Genomic DNA, 17,538 nt, shown 5'->3' with positions numbered 1-17,538 from the left:
CCTGTGACATTTTCTGACCTTGGCTTTAACATCGCCCAATGCGCATTTCCGAGGTCGAAGCCGCCAACGCCCGCATGCTGGCCCACGCGCCATCGGTCAGGCCGGTCGCCACCGGGGACATCATCCGCGTGCACCGCAAGAAGTACCCGTACCGGGGCTACGTGGAGATCGAGTCGCCGTACTGTCCGCCGTTCGTGATGTTCTGCGTGAACGACGATGCGGTGGCCATGGACACCCTGTGGAACGGGACGTTCGGCTACGAGCCCGGCACGCTCGCCACCTGGTCGCGGCTGGCCGCGCAGAGCTCGACCATCGCGGACGTCGGCGCCCACGTCGGCTACTTCTCGATGATCGCCGCGCATGCCAACCCCAAGGCGAAGGTGCACTCCTTCGAGCCGGTCGACCAGATCCACGCCCGGCTCTCGGTGAACGTCCGCTCCAACGGCGTCCAGAACATCAGGCTCCACCAGGCCGGCGTCTCCAGCGAGCCCGGCTGGGCCGACATCAGCGTCCGTTTCTCCGGGAACCTGCTCTCCACCGGCTCGACCCTGGAAGGCGGCGCCGCCCCCGACGCCCAGCAGAAGCGCATCCAACTGCTCACCCTCGACGAGGTGTTCGCCGACACCAAGCTGGACCTCGTCAAGATCGACGTGGAAGGGCACGAGATGTCGGTGCTGCGCGGCGCCCGGCAGGTGCTGAAGCGGGACCGGCCGACCCTGGTGATGGAGGCCCTTGTCGACGCCTCCCTCGACGACCTCGTCGACGAGTTCGAACCCCTCGGCTACGACGTCCACTGGATCGCCGAGCACGACGGCACGCTGGTGCCCTGGAACGAACCCCGCCCGCCGCACACCCGCAACCTGCTCTTCGCGCCGCGGGACTGAGGCCAGCCCGAAGAGCAGGGGCCTCGTTTCAGCTGTCCGGGAAAGTGACGGTCACGGGCTGGGACGGCAGGGATTCGTCGTTGTACTGGTCATAGCCTGTGAGGGCGAAGTACAGCGTGCCCGTCCATCCAGTTGTGGACATCGTGCAGGTCGCCTGCCACCGGCCGTCAGCCGTCTCGGACCATGCGACGCTGCTGGTGCATCCCCAGTGCTTGGCGGAGAGGTCAACCGGGAGCGACTCAGAGACGTAGACGTTGAAGCCGACGTAGTCGCCGCCGTCCGCCGGCACGGTCCATGTGAGGGTGACTTTCGCGCCGGACTTGCTGACTGTCGCCGCGACGTCACCCGGCGCTGCGACCAGTCGACGGGTGGTCAGGTCTGAGGAGTACGCGGAGGTGTTGCCCGCCTCGTCCACCGCGGCAACTCGGTAGAGCGCGTCCACATCGCGCGCAACGGTCGTGTCGGTGAAGGTGGTTCCCTTGGGAGTGCCCACCAGTACCTGTTCCGTCAGCTGAGGGTTGACCCGGACGACCTCGTAGTACTTCGCGCCGGGCACAGGATGCCAGCTGAGCTCAACGCCCGCGTCGGTGCCGGTGGCGGTCAGACCGGTGGGGGTGGCGGGCGGTGTGATGTCGCCCGACGCGACGCCCTTCACCACCCCCGGGGAAGACTCGTTGCCAGCCTGGTCCACCGCGGTGACCGCGTAGTCGAAGGCACTGCCGTCCGTTGCTGGGACATCGGTGTAAGAGTGACCGGGGATGAGCTTACGGCCGCTGATGAGGGTCCAGGTGGTGCTGCCGGTCGGACGACGGTAGAGCCGGTAGCCTCCCAGGTCCAGTTCCACGTTCTTCGCCCACTTGACGGACACGCCGATGGCCCGGTAGCCCGGGACCAACGCACCGCCTACCCCGGTGGGAGCCAGCGGCCGCACCTTGTCGACATCGGGGGACGTTCGGGACTGGTAGGCGAATGTCACGTCGGCCTTGCCGGTGAAGGCCGCAAAGTCGACACGCAGGGCGTGTTTTCCCCTAGGTATGTTGACGTTGACCGACTTGGTACGTGTCTTGTCCACGTCCCCCCAGAGGTCGATCTTGCGTTGGCCGTCCAGGTACACGCGGATGCCGTCGCGAACGGTCGCCGTGAAGACGAACGGTCCACCGGAACCGAAGTCTCGGTTCATGGTCCATCGGACACCGAATTTGTCCCTTGGTAGGCCGACACCCGGTGGGCCACCGGAGCCGTAGTTCTCGTCGATGGCCTTGTCACAGACGGACTTCTTGGGCATGCCGCTGAAGCTGGTGTTGGAGTAGTACCGCTCCGTCCACACCCCGGCTCCGCAAGAGGAGGCTGCCTGCGCAACACCAACAGGCATTGCGAGAGTCGCGGCCATGGTGGTGAAGGCGACGGCAAGTGGGGCTCTACTGACCCCACTGCTCTGACTGTAAAAATTCAATTTTCCTCCTCGGTGAGGATTGTGGCAGGCCTCGAGCCGTACAGCCGAGCACTTGAGAAGCGCGGAGAAGCGCCCAGAGAACAACCTGGCGGGATTTTCGACCCCGTCGATCCGTCGGGGTCACTGAGCTCACTGCGGGCGTCTCCCATAATACGGACGAACAACGCCTGCCAGTTTTCGCTGGACCGACCGAATCGCCATCACAGTGACCTCATCTCCGAATCCGGTCGTCGTCGCCCACTCGACACCCGACCCAGCCAGATCGCTGACAAAGACAATTTCCACACCCAGGACTATCCGCGCCCAGTCAACGCGGGAAATCTGAACATCCTTCGCCAACATCTCGCGGATCCTGCGACTCTCTTCGACTAGGTCGGCAAAGTCCCTGAATCCGATCGCTGCAGCCAGTTCATCACTGCAACGAGCAGGCCCTCCCCACTCCAGGAGGGCGCGCCGAAGCAACTCAACCTCTGATTGCGCCAGCACCTGGCTCGGGCGCGGTGAATTTTCATCCATCAGTTCAAGCCGTTCCAGTATTCATCTATCGTTGCGGCACTTCGATTAAAGACCGTCCCCATATCAGGGCTCATGGGGTCGTGAATCACTACCGTAGACCCGTCGTTCCCCTGATAGGCTCTCCGGCCACTGCCAAGATCCTTCGCGCGAGCGGGATTGTTCATCACACCCCGGACGTGAGTTTCGAGATCCTCGGCGGACATTCCAGGAAATTCACCGCCATGCTTGGCATTGGCGTGTCCGCGCGCGATCGACCCAGCATCGCCGGCCCTTTCTGCGTCGGTGATTCCCCCTCCGCTCGCTTCGGCAGATTCCCAGACATCATCACTCAGAGCATCTGCACGCAGCTTGGGGGTATCTCCGAAATCGCAATAGCAGTCGTCTGCATGCGCGGGATCGTCGCAGTTGTGGACGAGAACAGCTGTAGTCCCGGCCAACACATAGTACGTATGCGCGCTGGAGACAGTCAGGTTGTTGACCGTTGCCGTCTGGGTCCAGGCCCGTACTGCTGTGATCTGGATGTACGTCCCGGCCGCCGTCTGCAGCCAGTCGCCCGGCCGGAGTTGGCTCGCCTTCGCCCAGCGGTGCAACTTCGGCAACCAGATCGGGTGGCCGTCCGTAGCGGTGATGGACTTGCCGTTGGCCAGGGTCAGGCGGACCAGGTGCTTCGTGCCGTGGCCCTGGATCGTCGCCGTGACCGTCTGAGCGCCGAGACCGCCCAGGACCGGGTCCGTCGACTTCACCTTGTCGCCGGGCTTCAGGTCCTTGATGGCCTTCGTCTTGCCATTGGCCAGGAGGACCTTCGTGTCCGGCGTGAAGCTGTTGCACTTGCCGGACGACTCGGCGGCGTCCGCACCCTCGTCGGAGGCCTTGCTCGTCTCCTTCTCCGCGGCCTTGCCCGCGTCCTTCTCCGCCGTTTTCGCGGCCGATTCCTCCGCCGACTTCACGGTCTTCTTCTCGACCGCCTTAGCCGCCTTCTCCTCGGCGGTCTTCACGACCTTCTTCTCGACCGCCTTCGCCGCCGTATTGGCGACCGTCTTCTCGGCGGTCTTCACGGCCGCCTGTTCGGCGCCTCGCGCCAGTACCCCGCCGCCGAAGCGCATGGCGCCCCTCGCGGCGGCCAGGGCCAGGCCGCCCTCGCCGAAGGTCGCGACCGTGATCACGATGGTCGCCGCCGCCATCAGGCAGGAGCCGAGGGAGGGGTTGGTGGCGCAGCTGACGATGTCCGCGACGCCCGAGTACTCGTACGCCACGTGCGCGACGACCTTGGTCGCCTTCCACGCCGCGTGGGCGATCTGGGAGAAGCCCCAGAACTCGCCGTTCGGGTCCGCCTTGGTCACCGGGCTGTTGTCCGCGTAGGCGTAGCCGCCCAGTTGGAGGAGGTCGGAGAAGTCCATGACCGGGTCAATGGTCGTGAAGCGGCCGGTCACCGGGTCGTAGTCGCGGGCGCCGAGGTGGATCAGGCCGGTGCTCGACTCGTCGTCCCCGCCGATGTACGTCCGCGAGCCCGCCCAGGCCGCCGCGCCGGCCAGGTCGCCGCGCAGGTTGCCCCACGCGTCGTAGGAGCGGGAGGAGATCGCCATCCCGGACGCCAGCTTGATCTGGACCGTGCCCGTGCCCTGGGTGTTGGTGATCTGGGCGGCCAGGGTCTGACTGCTCGTGGCACTCGACGTGTAGCGGACCACCGTCGGGGCGCCGGCCTGGGCGTAACTGCGCATCGCCTTGGTGGCCGTGGTCGTCTGGGAGCCCATCACCTCGGTCTCGCCGAGGTAGAGGGTCGTCCAGCCGCCGGTGGTCTTCGCGATCCGGTTGCCGTCCGCGTCGTAGAGGTAGGACGTGGTCGCCGCGATCGTGAACTTCTGCGTGGACGCGCTCGCCGTGCAGGCCGCCAGAGTCAGGTCGGTGCCCGCCGTGGTGGCGGGGGCGTTGAGGCACAGCTTGGACGTCGCGTTGTAGAACGTGCCGTCCGCGCGGAGCACGAAGGACTGCGTCGTCGCGTCCGGGACGCACGTCTGGAGGGTGATCGCCGCCCCGGACGCCGTGCCCGCGGCCGTGGCGCACTTGCCGAGCACCGTGAGTTTGCCGCCGTTGGCGCTGAACTTCTGGGCTGTCGTGCCGTTGCAGGTGTAGACCTGGATCGCGGTGCCGTCGGCCGTGAGCGAGCTGGAGTCGTCCAGGCACAGGCCGCCCGGTCCGGTGATCGCGCCCTTGCCCGCGCCGAAGCCGGAGACGGACGTCAGCAGGCCTTCGCCGTCGTACACGAAGGACTGCGCGTCACCGTTGATCGTGCGGGTGTCGGTGCGCCCGGCGTCGTCGTAGGTCGCGGAGTTCACCTCGGTGACCGTCTTGGTCCCCGAGTCCGCCGGCGTGACCGTCTTCTCCGTCCAGCCGGTCAGGGTGTCCGGCTGGCCCGTGTCGCCGTAGGCGTACGAGGTCGAGCCGTCCAGTGCGGCGTTGAGGTCGCCCGACGACGTGCGCTGGGTGCTGTGGTTCGTGACCGTCGTGCGGTTGCCCAGGTCGTCGTAGCGGTACGACTGCCAGTAGGAGAGGGCGCCGTACGCCGCCGTTCCCGTGGCGATCGTCGAGGTCGACGGGGTGGCACCCACGCCGCCGGAAGCGGTCGCCGAAGAGTCCGTAGCCTTCCACGTCGTGCCCGAGGAGTCCGTGCACTGCTTCGCCGTGGCGCCCGTCCACGCCTCGACCAACTGGCCACGGGCGTCGTACGTGAAGCACTGGTTGTCCCAGGTCGTGGTCGACCCGCTGGTCGAACCGGTCGCCACCAGGCTGGTGTTGCCCGCCTGGTCGTAGGCGTAGGCCGTCTGCGAGACCAGGCCGTTCGCCGTCTGGGTGGCCGCGTAGGAGTGGAGGAGCAGACCCGTCGGCTCGTCGTACTCGGCGCTGGTCCAGACCCGGTACGGGTTCTTGCCCGTCGTGGAACGGGTGATCTGGCCGTACGGGTTGTAGATCGCACCCGTCGTGTACCAGTCCCAGCCGGACGTGGAGATCGGCAGGTCCTGGGCGTTGTAGCGGGTGATGACCTTCTCTGCGGTCGTCATACCGCCGGGGGTGGCGGGGAGTGTCGTCGACTGGAGATTGCCGGTGGGGGTGTACGTGTACGACCAGTGGTAGGAGCCGGACACGTTGTTGGTCTGGCCGCTGATCGCCGGGATGGTGACCGTCTTGCCGGTGAGCTGGCCCCTCTCCGTATAGCCGGTCGCCTCGGTGACGATGTCTCCGGAGGCGGAGCCGGGGGTGGTGTGCCGGACGGAGGTGGCCGGCAGGCCTATGCCGTTGGCCTCCGTGTCGTACGTCCACTCCACCGAGGGCAGGCTCGCCGAGCCCACGGTCATGGACAGCTTGCGGCCGAGCGCGTCGTAGCCGTAGTGCAGGACCTTGCCCGTGGCGTCCCTGGTCTGCGTGACGTGGTCCTGGTCGTCGTACCAGGTGCGGCTGGTGCCGGCGTCGGGGTCGGTGCTGGTCAGGACGCGATGCCGGGAGTCGTAGGTCCAGGACCAGACGCGACCGGACTTGTCCTTGATCTGGGTGCGGTTGCCCAGCGGGTCGTACGTCGTCTCGGTGTACGTGCTCGCCGAGCGGTCGGCGTTGGTGTATGTGATCTGCTTGACGGCGCGGCCGAGGGCGTCGCCGATCGTCTTGGTGGCGGTGGCGCCGGTGGGCGGGACGACGGTGACCGAGGCGTCCGTGTCGCTGTAGGTGCTGGTGGCGGACGAGAACTCGGCGTTGTGGTGCAGAGTTGTCGTCTTCACCGGGCGGCCGAGGCCGTCGTAGGTCGCCTTCGTCGAGTTGGGGATCGGCTGCTGGCTGGTCGGCAGATACCAGGACTTCGCCGGCAGGCCCAGGACGTAGTAGCCGTTGTCCGTGCGGGCCGCGTTGCCGTGGTCGTCGTAGCGGACCGAGGTCACGATGCGGCCGAGGCCGGTGGCGTCCGGCGACTGGGTCTGGACGGTGCGCATCATGCCGTCGTAGAAGGTGACCGAGTCGCTGTAGGTGCCGTTGTCGCGCAGGGTGCTGGTGGTGACCCGGGTGGGGGTCTTGGCGCCGAGGGCGTAGCTGATCCTCGTCGACGGCAGGGCGTCGTCGTCGCCGGGAAGCCAGCCCGTGGTCAGGCGGCCGAGCTCGTCGTAGCCGTAACGGGTGACGTTGCCGTTGGGGTCCTCGGTGGTGAGCGTCAGGCCGCGGGCCGGGTCGAGGGTGGTGATGGTGGCCTGGCTCTTGGCGTTGGTGACCGTGGTGCCGGTGACGACGTACGGGCTGCTGCCCGGGTTGTACGCCGTTCTCGTCTCGTGGGCGGGGCTGGCGCCGTCGCTGACCTTGGTGGCGCGGCCGTAGGTGTCGTAGTCGGTGTGGGAGCTGGTGACGAGGGCGGTGCCGTCTCCGTTGAGGGTCTTCTCGTCGGTGGCGTCGCCGGCCGCGTTGTAGCCGGTGGTGACGTCGGAGACGACCTTGTCGGTGGCCGCGGTCGTGACGTCGTCGCAGTCGGTGGCCGTGGTCAGGACCCGCTTGGGCAGGCCGTAGAGGTTGGCCGACGCCTTGTTGTCGAAGGTCGTGTACGTGCAGGTGGTGTCGCCGGTCGTCGGGGTCGTGTCACCGGGGGACGACAGGGTGACGGTGGAGACCTCGCTGAGCTTGGCCAGGCCGTCGTCGTCGACCGTCGTGGTGGTGCGGGTGCCGCGCCACTTGCCGTCGTAGGCGGTGAGGTCGTCGACGCGGCGGATGTAGGAGCGGCGGGCGACCAGGTCGGTGTCGTCGGTGCGCTTGCGGCGGGCGGTCTCCGTGGTGGCGCCGGGCACCGTGATCACCCGGCTGTGTGCGGCCGCTGCGGCTTCCGATGACAGGTAGGTGACGGTCTCGGCGGCCTGGCCCGCGTACTCGTCCACGTCGTCGGAGCTGAGGGTGGCTCCGGTGTCGTCCTTCAGGGTCTTGCCGGAGCCGCGCAGGTAGTACGCGGTCGACTTGGAGCGGGTGGCGGCGGGCCCGTCGGGGTCACCCACCTGCGTGGTGACGTAGGCGTAGCCGCGCCAGTCGCTGTGGGTGCGCTGCGAGGGCTTGGTGAACTCGGCGTCGCTCTTCGCCCAGTAACCGCCGCCCCCGTAGGTGTAGGTGGTGACGAGGTCCGGTGAGGCGAGGGCGGTCGTGCTGACGACCGTGTCCTGTTCGGTGACGCGGGCGACCGTGTACTTGTTGAACCAGGCCAGCGGCGGGTTCTCGACGGTATCGTCGGCCGACCAGTGCACGGGGTAGCAGGCTGCCGTGTTGCCGGCGATGTCGCTGTCGGCCGGCGCGGACGTGCACCCCTTGTTGTAGTCGACGACGGTCTTCTTGCCGTTCTCGTCGGTGATGCCGGTGATGCGGGGGTGGAGGTAGGTGAGTTCCTCGTCAGTGCCGCCGTCGCGGACCCGGTTGGGCATCGCGGTGCCGTCGAAGACGACAGAGGGCAGAGCCTGGCCCGGTGCGTCGTCCGGGTCGGTGGTGTCGGTGTCGTAGGCGCCGTGCTGGATGCCGGACAGCCACATGCCCGGCGAGGTCTGGTACCAGCCCTTGTTGAAGGCTTGGCTCAGCGTCCATTCGTCGATCGGGTAGAGAGTGCTGGTGCCGTCCCGGTGGGCCCAGGTGACGACCTTCTCCAGACGCTTGCGGGTCCAGAAGGACGGGAAGGTCGGGCACTGCTTGGCGGTGTCCGACTTGCAGAGAAACGTGCGCGGGGTATCGTACCAGACCCGGTACTTCTCCGGGTCGTCGGAGGTGAAGTCGTCGGCGTTGCACTTGCCGTTGTTCGCGTTGAGGCAACGCTCGTCGGTCTTGAACTCGACCTTGGCGGCCGGGACCGCACCGAGGGCGTCCTTGTTCAGGCCGTATTCGATGGTCAGCGGGTAGGAGCCCCGGTCGTACTTGACGTTCTCCTTGGTCGACTTGTTCTTGGCGTAGTAGTTCTCCTCCTGCTGGTAGGTGATCACCATGGCGTTGCCGTGCAGGTCGACGACCTCGTCGAGCTGCCACGCCCAGGCCTGGTTGCAGGAGGAGTCCTTGAAGGCGTCCGCGTGGCACGGTTCCTTCGGGTCGTTACCGAAGACGGGGACCGTGGAGACCGAGTCGGTGTCGGCGTGGCCGTTGCCGACCTTGTCCAGGCCGAAGTAGTACTTGGTGCCGTCGCGGGTGGTGGCGACCCAGTACTCGCCCTTGTCGTCGGTGTCACCACCGTCGCCGTTGTCGGCGCCGGTCTTCAGCTCGACCTCGGTGCCGTCGTCGGTCTTCGGGTGCCACTCACCGCTGGTGTCGTCGCGGACCAGCTCGACGGTGGTGCCGCCGAGGGTCATCACCGCGTTCGACGACGCCCAGCAGAGGTCGCCCGTTTTCCTGCTCTTGCCCTTGTTGTTGGCGTCCTCTCCGTCCTGGTCCTGGGCGCAGCCCCGGTACGACCGCTCGATGTGCCCGGGTTCGTACGACCAGCCCTCGCCGATCCAGGAGGTCTGCGGGTTGGCGGCGGACGTCTTGCCGTCCACCGCCTGGGAGTTGTACGAGAACGCGATCGTCGGCGTGGGGCCGGCGGAGACCGGTGGGGTGTCGATGCCGTAGGTGTAGGAGAAGCCGCCCGAGGACGAGCCGGCCGCCCAGCTGCCCGCCGAGGAGAGTGGCGTCGCCCGGAAGGATCCGCCGGGACCGCTGCCGGTGTCGGTCGTGCCGAGGACCCCGCCGGCCCCGGCGGAGGCGGCGGCAGCCATCGCCCTGGCGGACGCGCCGTGCCAGACCGCCGGCTGCACGCTGCCCTTGCTCAGGGCCGCGGCCGCGTCGGCGGTGGTGGTGCCGGTGGCGGTGTCGGCCGCCATCGGGGTCGACAGGTCCAGGGTCGCGCCGACCTTGGTCGCGCCCAGGTCGGTGGTCTCGTTGCCGTCCGCGTCCGTGGTCGTCGTGTCGGCCTGCAGGTCGGCCGAGTTGTCGAGCGGCTCCGGGGTGGCGCATGCCTCGTTGTCGGGCTGGGTGAGGAAGCACTCGGGGTAGCGGACCAGCTGGAGGCGGTCGGACCACTGGGCGCCGAAGTAGTTCTTGAAGGCGGTGTAGTCGATCTGGACCCGGGCCGGGGCCGGAGTGTCGTCGCTGGTGGTGATCTGCATCAGCAGACCACTGACGCCGGACGCGGCGGTGTCGGCCTGGTCGAGCACATTCACCGACCAGGTGCCGGTGGGCTGTTCGGCCGTGTCGTCCGAGACGGCGCCGATCTTCACCGGGACACCGCCGTCGACCTGGACCAGTCCGTCGTCGGCGGCGGCCAGCTTCTCCGGAGTGATGTCAGCGGTGCCGTCGGGTCCGGCGGCCGGGATGGAGGTGCTGCCGTCCGGCGGCTCCGTGTCGTTCTCGGCCGGGTCGATGGCGTACTGGCGGGCGTAGCCGTCCAGGGACTGGTCGGCACCGTCCACCGGATCGGTGGCCGGGACATCGACCATCGCGGCCACATCGTCGTCCGGCGGCGGCTCGGCGAAAGCCTGGCTGTCCAGCACCCCTATCGAGAGGGCGAGGGACAGGAGCAGGACGCCTCCGGGCGCCATCGCGCGGCGGATTCCGCGGTGCCAGCGCAGACGTGATCGACCGAACACGAAAGGAACCCCCCGGTGGGCACGGCCGGGAAGACACCCGGTCGGCGAAACGGACGAAGCCGTCGAACGTAAGAAGAGCCGCGTGAAGAGGTGTGGAGGAAGTAAGGAGAAAACAGCGGGGATTATTGATCAGGCGTTGATTCCTGCGCCAGAGTGTTCGAGTGGGTGTGGGATTGATCACTGACGGTAACATGACAAGTTAGTTCAACTAGGCCCAGATTGCAGGCAATTGAGGGCGAAATAAGCCCCTCCGACCTGCGCAGACGTCGGCCTTCGCCCCAAAGGACCTTGTCCCGCACACCCGGCCCCTCCATGATCTGCACACGGACTCCCCATGCCACGGCAAAAGGCCACCAAAGTGAGCGTGCGGAGGGCCGTTCGCATGTCGCCACCGTCAGAGGGGAAACGGTCCGGTGTCCTCCGCTTCATGGCCAGGTAGCCTGAGTCACCGCCAAATGCGCTTGCTCGCGGGGTTGTTGGCCCTGATCGTGGCCGCCGCGACCGCCTGGGTGCTGCTCCCCGACCGCGACAGCGGCGACGGCACCGCGAAGCACGAGGCGACACAGCACCCCCGCACGGAGACCGAGGCCCGTGCCCTGGCCAAGCGCACCGGCAAGTCGGTCGAGGTGGTCACCGCCCGCACCGCGAAGACCACAACCTGGGCCAACCCGGACCACACCCTCACCACCCGCATCCACGTCTCACCGGTACGCACGAAGATCGACGGCAAGTGGAAGGCGATCGACCCGACGCTGCGCCGCACGGCCGACGGGAACTGGGCCACGACGGCCACGACCACGCCGGTGGTGTTCTCGGGCGGGACGACGGGAAAGGCCACCAAGTCCCATGCGAACAAGGCTTCTTACGTCCACCCCGCCGCCTATCGCGCGGAGTCCGCGGCCGACGGCCCGACCAGCACCCTCGTCACCCTCACCACCGCCGGCCACACCATCGACCTCACCTGGCCGGGCAACCTGCCCGCCCCCCAGGTCGAGAGCAACGAAGCGCTCTACCGCGAGGTGCTCCCCGGCGTCGACCTGGCCGTCGCCGCGAACGACGGCGGCTTCTCCGAGGTCCTGGTCGTCAAGTCGGCCGAGGCGGCCGCCAATCCGGCACTGAGGACCATCTCCTACGGCCTCTCCTCCCCCGATCTGACGATGAAGCTGGACTCCCGCAGCGGCTCCGTCCACGCCTACGACGCCGACGGCAACGACGTGGCGGCCACGCCGACCCTGCTGATGTGGGACTCGGCCGGCAAGGAAGCCAACACCGACAACCTCACCCACGCCGACGGCGGCCCGGACGACCCGGACCCGACGCCGAGCACCACGCCGGGCTCCTCCGCCGAGCCGACCGCCACCGCCCGCGGCGACGCGTCGGACACCGCTCGCCGCGACATCGAGGACGACCAGAACGCCGACACCGACTTCGGCGACGCCTCCCCCGGGCCGACCGCGACCACGGAGACCGACGGCGATGCCACCGCCTCCCCGACCGTGAGCGACAGCGCGTCCGCCGCAACCGCCACCGACCCGGCGACCACCGAACCGGCCGGCGACGAGGACGCGGTCGTCGTCCCCGCCACCACCGCCATCGACCAGGAGCTGCCCGGTCTCGCCGGTCCGCAGCCCGGCACCCACTCGTCCCGCATCGACCCCACGCTCACGGACGACGGCACCATCACCATCACCCCCGACCAGGACCTGCTGACCAAGGCCAGCACCAAGTACCCCGTCTTCATCGACCCGAACACCAACACGGACGCGGGCAACTGGACCACCGTCTACAAACGCGGCAGCTGGAACACCGCGACCTTCTTCAACGGCCGCGGCTTCAACAAGGGCACCAACGAGGCGCGGGCCGGCTACGAGTCCGACACCTACGGCACCAGCCGCTCCTTCTTCACCATGGAGTGGCCGGAGAAGGTGCGCACCACGGACGTCACCGCGGCCACCCTGAACATGAAGGAAACGTATTCCTGGTCGTGCACCAAGAAGGACGTCGAGGTGTGGCGGACCGGTGACATCGACAAGAAGACCAGCTGGTCCAACCAGCCCGGCTGGACGGCCCGTCTCGACACCAAGTCGTACGCGAAGGGCTACCAGAAGCGCTGCGCGGCCGGGAACACGACCTTCGACGTCGAGGACGCGGCCCAGTACGCGGCCGACCACAGCCTGGATCACTGGACCCTGGGCATCCAGGCCTCGAACGAGGACGACCAGTACGCGTGGAAGAAGTTCCAGGCCACGAACGACAACGCCGGCCCGAACATCGACGTCACCTTCAACACCAAGCCCAACAAGCCGACCAAGCTCAAGATGAGCCCGGGCAAGTGCACCACCAGCTCGCCCTACGTGGCGATCGGCGGGAACGACCAGATCGTCTTCTCGGCGGCCACCTCCGACCCGGACGGCCAGGACGACCTCGACGTCATGCACGTGACGTTGAAGAACGTGGGGACGGGCACGGTCTACAACCGTGAGGCGTCCGCTTCCGGCAAGAGCACGACAAGCTACACGTTCGACAACATCAACAGCAGCGGCGACTACGTCCTCAAGGACGGGACGTACTCCTGGAACGTGTACGTCAAGGACGACACGGGCGGCAGCGGCGGCACGTCAGCCACGAGCTACACCTGCTACTTCAAGATCGATACTGTGGCCCCGAAGACCCCGATCGTGTCGTCCGACGACTTCGACGAGGCGGACGTCGACAACGACAGCGGCGAGGACCAGTGGTCCAAGGCCACCTTCGGCCATTCCGGCTGCATGTCGTTCTGGAACCTTCCCTGGGACCGGGCCTCGAAGTACGTCTACAGCTGGAACAACACCACCTACGACAAAACCGCCACCGTGGGCGACGGCACCAGTTGCACCACCACATCGGGCGACGTGGTCAAGACCAACTCCTACACCGCGGTCGCCTCTGTCACACCCCCGCTCGCAGGTATCGCCGTCCTGTACGTCAAGGCCGTGGACGCCGCCGGCAACGAGTCGGCCAGCCCGAACTCCTACCGGATCTTCGTCAGCCCCAGCGACCGGGACGAGTCCGCCGCCGACCTCACCGGTGACGACAAACCCGACCTGCTGACCATCAACGAGTCCACCGACGACGACGGGAACCCCTCCTACACCCTGCGCGACTACCCCTCCGGCAAGGACGGCGACCTGTTCTACGGAATGAACCCGTCCTACGGCAAGGTCACCAAGAACACCGCCTACACCGACGGCTGCACCTCCTCCGACCTCAGCTGGAAGGGCGCGCTGATCACCCACACCGGCGACTACTACCCGGGCGACGGGCTACAGGACCTCATCGCACGCATGGGCGACGGCAAGCTCTACGTCTACCCCGGTGACGGGTTCGGCGGCTTCAACACCTGCGCCCGACTGCCGATCCTGCTGCCGTCCAAGGGCACGGACACCAACGGAGCGAGCGTCAACGTCCCCGCCCCGTCCGCCTTCGACCAGATCCTCGCCGTCGGAGACGTGACAGGCGACGGCCAGCCGGACCTGTTCATGACCTCCGGCACCCAGTACTGGGCGTTCACCGGCTACACCGGCGGCTCCTTCGCCGGTGCCACCCTGCTGAACACCGGCAGCGCCTGGACCACCCGGGATCTCGTCACGGTCGCCGACGTCAGCGGTGACGGCATCCCGGACTTGCTCTACCGCTCCGACTCCGGCCGACTGCTCCTGCGCAAGGGCAAGGCCAACTCGGCGGGCACCGGCGTCGACGTCCTCTCCCTCGCCACCGCGGCGGCGAGTGCTGACGGCACCGACACCGAATACGCGGCGAGCGGCTGGTCCAGCACCGACGTGCCCCGCTTCTTCGCCATCCCGGACGTCAACGGCGACGGGATCCCCGACCTGTATGCCCACACGAGCAGCGGCAGCGTGCGCCTCTACTTCGGCGGCAAGACGGCGATCGGCAGCTACAGCACGGTGATCGGCAGTTGGACAGGAAAGCTCGCCTTCGGCTGAGCCCCGCAGAGCCGGCGGCTAGAGCCGCCGGCTCTCCAGCGGCCCCAGATACGTGGGCGTCAGCCCGCCCGTGTCGATGATCAGCCGCTGCACCACCACCGTGGGGTCCACCGACCAGAACTTCAGGCGGTGGACCCCGGACGACCCGAGGGTGTGGCGGGTCGCCGTCCGGTTGATGTTGTCGGAGGTGTTCCGGGCCCACACCGCGTTGAGCAGGCCGTCGTCCGCGCCCGCGGTGATGTCGACCCGCTGGGGTTCGGCGTCGTCGAAGGACAGGGCGTAGTGGAGGCCCGCGCCCCTCGGGAGCGCCGGGTTCCGCGGGGACAGGTACGCCCACACCGTCACCTCGCCCGCCGACAGCAGGCTCACCTCGTACTCCAGGCGGGGCCAGGAGTCCGGGGAGTCGCCCCAGCCGCCCGTCACCGGCCACGCCGTCATCCCCGCGCCGGTGCGGCCGATCCCGTCCAGCCGGCGCCACTCCCCCACCGCCCGGTCGTAGTGCTCCGCGTCGATCGCCACGTAGCCACCCGCCTCGACGAAGCCCCGCAGGCCACGGGGCGACGGCCGCTCGGCGACGCACCCCACCGTCACCGACTCCCCCGCCCCGCTCACCGTCAGCGTCCCCTCCGCGCGCCCGGCCGGGGCCCGCGACCAGTCCACCCGCACCTCCACCCTGACCTGCTCCGTCACCCGGCCCCGCGGGCGGTCCACCGTCAGCCACGGCACCGACGACGACACCCGATAGTCGAAGGGCGTACGGCCCCGGTTGAAGATCTCGACGTACTGCTGCGGCCGGGTCTGGTGGGGGCTGAACGGCGGCAGGGTCATGGCCCCCTCGTCCGGGTCCACCGACACTCCCAGCCCGGCCGCCTCCGGCACCTCGATCCGCCGCACCGCCGGGAAGAGCATGTCCGGGAGGGCCACGTTGTCCTTCTCCGGCTGCTGCCAGGGCGCGTTGGGCCCGTACCGGTCCACGTCCCCGTAGTCGATGTGCGGCTGGGTCTGGAAGCCCCTCCATTTGCCGCCCGCCACCTGCGAGTTGAAGCGGTCAGCCAGGGCGAAGTCCCGCTCCAGCGCCTGCTCCGCCTCCGCGGCGCGGGAGTTGGTCGCAGCCCTGCCCTGCCGTGCGTACAGCAGGTTGGTGAACTCGGCCGCCCGCAGCGCGTACAGGTTCGCGGTCGCCGTCACCTCATAGCCGACCAGCTCGAACCACGCGTCCTGGGCGGCCGCCGGGAGCCGCCGGGCGATCCGCGTCGCCTCTCTCCCCAGCTTCCGCCACTCCTCCGTCACCCGCTCCAGCTCGTCGTGACCGAAGGAGAAGGGTGTCTGCCGGTCGTCGTAGACCACCTCGCCGGTGTCGGAGAGGGTGATACGGCGGTTGAGCAGCTCCGGCTTGCGGCGCGCCTGCAACCTGCCGTACGCGGCGAGGAGTTCGGCGATGTCCAGTGCCGCCTCCGCGCCGAAGTTCTGGCGGGCGTATCTCCGTTCCCACTCGCCCAGTCGGTCGAAGGTCCAGCGGTCCGGATTCCAGGCGTAGGTGAGGAAGAACTCCGTCGGGAGTTCGTTGCCCTTCAGGTCGCCCACGTTGGCCACCCACAGGCCGTGGTTGCCGTAGGCGTGCGCCTGGTGGAGCTGGTCCCAGACGTTGCGGAGGTTGGCCGTGTCGACCCACTTGTAGTTGCGTCCGGCTCCGACGTAGTCGAAGTGGTAGTAGAGGCCGTACCCGCCGTCGCGCGGCTCCTCGGGGGAGGGGTGCTTGCGGATGTTGCCCCAGTTGTCGTCGGTGAGGACGACGGTGACGTCGTCGGGCGCCCGCAGGCCTCGGTCCCAGTAGCGCTGGACCTCCTTGTAGAGGGTCCACACCTGGGGGGTCTCGGCGGCCGGCTTCCCGGTCACCTCCTCGATGATCTTCCGTTGGGCCGTGATGATCTCCCGCATCAGCTCGATGCCGTCGCCGTCGGGGAGGCCGGTGTCGCCGTTGCCGCGCATGCCGAGGGTGACCACGCCCTCGAAGCCCTCGTCGACCATGCGCTGGATGCCGGCCCGCCAATAGGCCCGGATCGCCTCGGCGTTGCGGAGGTACGACCACTCGCCCGTGCCTCCGTAGGGGTCGGTGCCGCCGGTCGCGTGGCGGTTCCACTCCTCGATCCCGCGCATCATCGGCGCCTCGTGAGACGTGCCCATGACAATGCCGTAGGCCGACGCCGTGCGGTGGTTCTCCGGGTCGTCCTCCGCGAACGCCCGTCCCCATACGGCGGGCCAGAGGTAGTTGCCCTTCAGCCGCAGCAGGACCTCGAAGACCTTCGCGTAGAAGTCCGCGTTGAAGCCGCCGGGATAGCCGGGGGCCTTGCCGGGGCCGAAGTACGCCGGGGCCCAGGTGCCGAGCGCCGGGTTCTCGTCGTTGACGAAGAAGCCGCGGTACCTCACCGCCGGGGTGCCCTGGGTGTGGCGGCCCGGCAGCACCCACACCTCGTCGCGGTGGACGGGGGGCACGTCGTCCCACCAGTGCCAGGGCGAGACGCCGATGCCGTACGAGACGTCGTACGCCCCGAAGATCGTGCCGCGCGGGTCGCTGCCCGCGATGACGAAGGCCTGCTCCACGCCGGGCAGCGGGTGGTCGACCACCGCCTGGAGCGAGGTCTCCCAGCGGCCCCGGACCCCCGTCACGTCCAGCTTGCCGGAGGCCACCAGGCCGTCGATCAGCGGGCTGCGGCCGATCGTGCCGACGAGGACCGCGCGGCGGGCGATCGTGGCGGCCGGCCGCACCCCGGTCACCCGCTCGATGTCGTCGCGGAGGTCGCCGGCCACCCGTACGACTCCGGGATGGTCGTCGGCGCTCACCACGACCGGGGCACCGACGAGCGGGAACGCTCCCCCGGTGAAGGAGATGTACGCGCCGGGATCGGTCGCCCGCGGTGCCCCGTCGCCCCCGGCCCACGCGACGCCCGACGACAGCACGGGCACGGAGGCCAGCCCCGCCCCCAGGACGGTCCTACGACGCACGGACATGCCTCAGCCCTCCACCCGAATTTGGTCAGTGGCATGACAAATAGTGGGGCGAGGGGCCCCTGGTGGGAACGGGTCGTACGCGA

At 68.3% G+C, this 17,538-nt stretch carries 5 protein-coding genes; 2 read left to right on the top strand and 3 right to left on the bottom strand.

The window, feature by feature from the left end:
• Nucleotides 1-38: 38 nt before the first annotated feature.
• Entirely contained in the window at nt 39-884 is an 846-nt protein-coding gene (locus ACFY6U_RS30825; protein WP_390043418.1) for an FkbM family methyltransferase, read from the top strand.
• Nucleotides 885-912: 28 nt separating this feature from the next.
• Here ACFY6U_RS30825 and ACFY6U_RS30820 read toward each other — a convergent pair whose 3' ends face one another.
• Nucleotides 913-2,256: a fibronectin type III domain-containing protein gene (locus ACFY6U_RS30820; RefSeq protein ID WP_390043483.1), complete on the bottom strand. Its 1,344-nt coding sequence runs from the start codon at nt 2,254-2,256 to the stop codon at nt 913-915.
• Nucleotides 2,257-2,852: 596 nt separating this feature from the next.
• Nucleotides 2,853-10,415: a ricin-type beta-trefoil lectin domain protein gene (locus tag ACFY6U_RS30815; protein ID WP_390043416.1), complete on the bottom strand. Its 7,563-nt coding sequence runs from the start codon at nt 10,413-10,415 to the stop codon at nt 2,853-2,855.
• Between the two features lie 503 nt (nt 10,416-10,918).
• Here ACFY6U_RS30815 and ACFY6U_RS30810 point away from each other — a divergent pair.
• Nucleotides 10,919-14,446 (top strand): FG-GAP repeat domain-containing protein, encoded by a 3,528-nt coding sequence (locus ACFY6U_RS30810; RefSeq protein WP_390043414.1) that lies wholly within the window; start codon nt 10,919-10,921, stop codon nt 14,444-14,446.
• Nucleotides 14,447-14,464: 18 nt separating this feature from the next.
• Here the strand turns inward: ACFY6U_RS30810 and ACFY6U_RS30805 are convergent, their stop codons facing one another.
• Complete coding sequence (locus tag ACFY6U_RS30805) at nt 14,465-17,455, bottom strand: glycosyl hydrolase 115 family protein (RefSeq protein ID WP_390043412.1); 2,991 nt, start codon at nt 17,453-17,455, stop codon at nt 14,465-14,467.
• Between the last annotated feature and the right edge of the window lie 83 nt (nt 17,456-17,538).

It is taken from the genome of Streptomyces sp. NPDC013157 (assembly GCF_042899865.1).
In the GTDB taxonomy this organism is placed as follows: domain Bacteria; phylum Actinomycetota; class Actinomycetes; order Streptomycetales; family Streptomycetaceae; genus Streptomyces.
Note: the sequence above shows the minus strand (reverse complement) of the source record. Positions and strands in the feature narration are given on the sequence as shown.

Bases quoted from the DNA above. Each gene is read 5' to 3' on its own strand.
- ACFY6U_RS30825 (WP_390043418.1), top strand. From the start codon at position 39: ATGCGCATTTCCGAGGTCGAAGCCGCCAACGCCCGCATGCTGGCCCAC.
- ACFY6U_RS30820 (WP_390043483.1), bottom strand. From the start codon at position 2,256: ATGCCTGTTGGTGTTGCGCAGGCAGCCTCCTCTTGCGGAGCCGGGGTG.
- ACFY6U_RS30810 (WP_390043414.1), top strand. From the start codon at position 10,919: ATGCGCTTGCTCGCGGGGTTGTTGGCCCTGATCGTGGCCGCCGCGACC.
- ACFY6U_RS30815 (WP_390043416.1), bottom strand. From the start codon at position 10,415: ATGGCGCCCGGAGGCGTCCTGCTCCTGTCCCTCGCCCTCTCGATAGGG.
- ACFY6U_RS30805 (WP_390043412.1), bottom strand. From the start codon at position 17,455: ATGTCCGTGCGTCGTAGGACCGTCCTGGGGGCGGGGCTGGCCTCCGTG.